This window comes from Kitasatospora putterlickiae (genome assembly GCF_039527695.1).
In the GTDB taxonomy this organism is placed as follows: Bacteria; Actinomycetota; Actinomycetes; order Streptomycetales; family Streptomycetaceae; genus Kitasatospora; species Kitasatospora putterlickiae.
Genome location: NZ_BAAAKJ010000499.1, coordinates 2,119 through 5,631, shown reverse-complemented (window position 1 = coordinate 5,631; position 3,513 = coordinate 2,119). Strand labels below are relative to the sequence as shown.

Sequence of the window (3,513 nt, the reverse complement as noted above, 5' to 3'; positions counted from 1 at the left end):
CGGCGGCGCGCTCGGCGTTGGCCTGGTCGACCGCGGCCTTGGTGATGGACGGGTCGCCGCCGGCGGCCAGGGCGCGGTTGCTGAGGCCGCCGCCCATGCCGGTGATCATCGGGCTGCCGCCGAGGCCGAGCGGGCCCCCGCCGCCGGAGCTGCCGGAGCCCAGGCCCATCGTGTTGTAGGAGAAGCCGCCGGCGCCGAAGCTGTTGGGCGTCAGCAGGTCGTCACCGCTGCCGCCGCCGCTGTCGCCGATGCCTCCGCTGCCGATGCCGGCGGCGGAGTAGCGGTCGGCGAGCAGCTGCCGGTACTGCGTGACGGTGTTGCCCTGGCCGTCGCGCAGGATGCCGTCCGGGCCGATGGTGTAGCCCGGGCCGGCCACCATCGGGTTGCCGGCGGAGTCCAGGACGGGGTTCCCGCTCTCGTCGACGATCCGGCCGTCCTTGGTGATCACCGAGCTGGGGGGCACCACCACCGGCCGGTTGGAACCGGGGCTGCCGGGGAGGAGGTTGTCGGGCAGGGGGCCGGTGTTGAGGCCGGGGAAGGGGTTGCCGATCAGGTCCGGGCCGCTGCCGCTGCCGCCGGAGCCGCTCCCGCCGCCGGGGTTGAGGTTCGGCGTGTTGCCGCTGCCGCCGCTGCCGAGGTTCAGGTTCGGCGTGTTCCCGCCGCCGAGGTTGAGGTTCGGGGTGCTCCCGCCGCCGCCCCCGGTGCCGCCGCTGCCGAGGTTGAGGTTCGGCGTGTTGCCGCCGGGGCCTCCGCTACTGCCACTGCCGCCGCCGGCACCGGTGATGTCCTTGATGTTCGGGCCGCCGGGGAGGTCCTTGGTGCCGGGACCGCCGTCCTTGTCGCCCCCGCCGCCGGTGCCGAGCTCGTTGATCTTCTGGTTGAACTCGTCGATCTTCTTGTTGGGGTCGTCCGTGCCCCCGTCCTTGGTGGGGTCCTTGGTCGGGTCCTTGGTCGGGTCCTCGGGGGCCTTCGGGTCGGGCATCATCAGCGGGAACGGCTTCAGCGGCCGGGCGGCGTTGCCGATGGACGTGTAGGCCTGGGTGAGCCCGGTCAGCACCCGGTCGGCTTCGAGGTCCAGCCAGTTCACCACGTTGCCGAGCCAGATCTGCCGGGCCCGCTTGTCGACCTGCTTCCAGAAGTCGACCGTCTTGGGATCGCCGAACGGCGCCCCGGTGACGGTGATCTGCAGGGAGCCGAGCACCCCGTTCTGCTGGATCTTGCCGTAGGCGTCGAAGGCGCCCTTGGCCGGGTCCTCCCTGCTGTGCCAGGTCGGCGTCCGGTCGTTGGAGTTCACGATCTTCAGCGTCGCGCCCTTGAGCCCCTCCATCAGCGCCGCGGTGACCGCGTTCGTCGGCCAGGCCAGGGGCGATCCCCACCAGCCCTTGAAGCCCTCCCACAGCTGTCCGATCTGGACCTTGACACCCCCGTCCATCGGACGCAGGAGGGTGTCGACACCGGCCAGGCGGATCATCCGGTTGTCGGCGTCCATCTCGTTGCGGAACGCCAGCAGCAGGGTCCGCATCGCGTTCGCCGCGCTGCCCTGCCAGTCGCCGTCCTCGTCCCCGATGCCCTTGACCCACTCGGTCCCGATCGCGGCGATCCAGCCGTCGAGGAAGGAGCTGAAGTTCTTGAGGGTGTCGGCCGCCCTGGTGAAGACGGCCGGGTCGAGCCGGTCGTTGGCCTTGACCGAGCCGTCGACGAACTGCTCCAGCGGCTTGCGGCTGGCCGTCCACCCCGCGAACTTGGCGCCCGGGCCGTCGATGTTCGGGTACTGCACGTTGGTGCCGACGACGTAGCTGCCGTGCTTCACCGTCGTGCTGGAACCCTCGGTGTAGGTGAAGTACCAGGCCACCCAGCTGTCGAGCTTCACGTCGGTGCCGTCGCCCTCGACGCCCTGCCAGCCCGCGTGGACCACCTGCCTGCGGACATCGGTGTTGAGCCACGGCTTCTCGTCGTCGACCACGTCCCCGCGCTTGGTCGGAGCCTTGTCCGCCGACGAGCCCAGGAAGGTGAGCGCGTCCTCCCAGATGTACACCATGGCATCCCCTCTCACGGCCGTGCCCGACCTGGCGTGGCGCGGGGCCGGCCCGATGCCCGGACCGGCTCCGCGGTGGTGGCGGGGGTTCCCGCCGGATTACTTGGTGCCGGTGCCGGAACCCGAGGTCAGGGTCCGGTTCGCCACCTTCATGAACTGCGCGTAGTCCAGGGACTCGTCCAGCGCGTTGTTCAGGTAGCGGTCGGCGAGCGAGAGGTCGACGATCAGGGTGTCGAACTGCTCGATGATCGTCGCCAGCATCTTCGCGATCGAGTCGTCGTACGCCTTGAGCGAGGTGGCCAGCGTGCCCGGGGCGGTGAAGTTCCCGGAGTTGTTGCCGACCAGGAACGGCGCGCTGCCGTCGGCGAAGGCCCGCAGTTCCCGCACCGGCACCGCCGTCAGGACGTCCTTGAGGAAGACCTTGATGGTCTTGTCCGGGAACGTCGCCAGGAAGCTGTCGGTGATCTTGACGGTGCCGCTGCCGCCGTCGTCCTTGTCGTTCTCGTCGTCCGCCACTCGGGTCAGCCCTTGACGTGGTCGAAGTGGGTGCTGGCACGCATGTCCGCGTCGTGGATCGCGTCGCGGATCTCGGTGAGCGCGACCTTGGCGTTCTCGATCTTGCCGGTCATCGCCTTGTCGGAGTTCTCCAACTGGGTCGCGAGAGCGTCGGCCGCGGTCGAGAAGGCACCGATGAGCTCGACGCCGATCTTGCTCCGGAGGTACTCCTTGAGGTCCTCCATCTGGGCGTGCATGGTCTTGGAGTGGGCGTCGAGGTCGTTGATCGCGGTGTCGACGCCGGCGTAGTGCAGTGACATGTGCCCGGTCATGGCGGGGTTCCCTTCGGTTCAGGCGGTCGGTTCGGCGGACGGCGGGCTACTTCGACTTCGGGTTCAGGACGCCCTCGACGTAGTCCGCGGGGCCGGTGCCGCCGCCGAGGCTGTTCTTCGCGACGGTCTCGGTGTGGTCGCCGGTCGCGGTGAAGATCTGGCTGGTGTCGCCGAACTTGGCGTGGAAGGCGTCGTAGTCGCGGCTGACCGCCGCGTACTGCTCCAGCCAGGAGTTGATGTTGTTCTGGAAGGTGGTGCTGGCCGCGCCCTCGAAGCTGTCGCGGATCGCCGTGTTGATGTCCTCGATGTACATGGCGGTGGCCTTCATCGCCTCGTACTTCGCCTCGATCTGCGTCCTGACGTCCTGAAGGGCCTGCTGGCTGACCGTCGTCTGCTGGACCACGTGAGTACCTCCTCGGTGCCGCCGGCCGTTCCCGGCCGACGCGATTCGCCGCGGGCCGGTCGGACCGGCCCGCCAGGGTGAACGGGACGACTCCGGCGGGTGGTTCACCCGCCGCGCGGCCGCCGCGACTCAACGCGTGCAGCGGCCCTCGCCGGTGACCGCGGGCTGCACGACGCCGCCCGCCAGCGGCGCCGGGTCGAGGCTCGGCCCGGTGGGCAGCAGCGACAGCACCCGCCCGGGCACCGCCG

3 protein-coding genes and 1 pseudogene are annotated in these 3,513 nt (G+C 70.2%); all 4 read right to left on the bottom strand.

The window, feature by feature from the left end:
• Positions 1 to 2,038 (bottom strand): annotated as a pseudogene (locus ABD308_RS37950) (hypothetical protein); the annotation flags it as partial.
• Positions 2,039 to 2,134: 96 nt separating this feature from the next.
• The gene (locus ABD308_RS37945; RefSeq protein WP_344345406.1) at positions 2,135 to 2,551 is read right to left on the bottom strand and encodes a hypothetical protein; all 417 of its coding nucleotides are present in this window, start codon (positions 2,549 to 2,551) and stop codon (positions 2,135 to 2,137) included.
• A 5-nt stretch (positions 2,552 to 2,556) separates the two neighbouring features.
• Positions 2,557 to 2,862 carry a hypothetical protein gene (locus ABD308_RS37940; protein ID WP_344345404.1) on the bottom strand — a complete coding sequence of 102 codons (306 nt, stop codon included), beginning with the start codon at positions 2,860 to 2,862 and terminating at the stop codon, positions 2,557 to 2,559.
• 46 nt (positions 2,863 to 2,908) lie between these two features.
• Positions 2,909 to 3,265: a hypothetical protein gene (locus ABD308_RS37935; RefSeq protein ID WP_344345402.1), complete on the bottom strand. Its 357-nt coding sequence runs from the start codon at positions 3,263 to 3,265 to the stop codon at positions 2,909 to 2,911.
• Between the last annotated feature and the right edge of the window lie 248 nt (positions 3,266 to 3,513).

Excerpts from the sequence above, each read along its gene's own strand:
- ABD308_RS37940 (WP_344345404.1), bottom strand. The coding sequence starts at position 2,862 with ATGACCGGGCACATGTCACTGCACTACGCCGGCGTCGACACCGCGATC.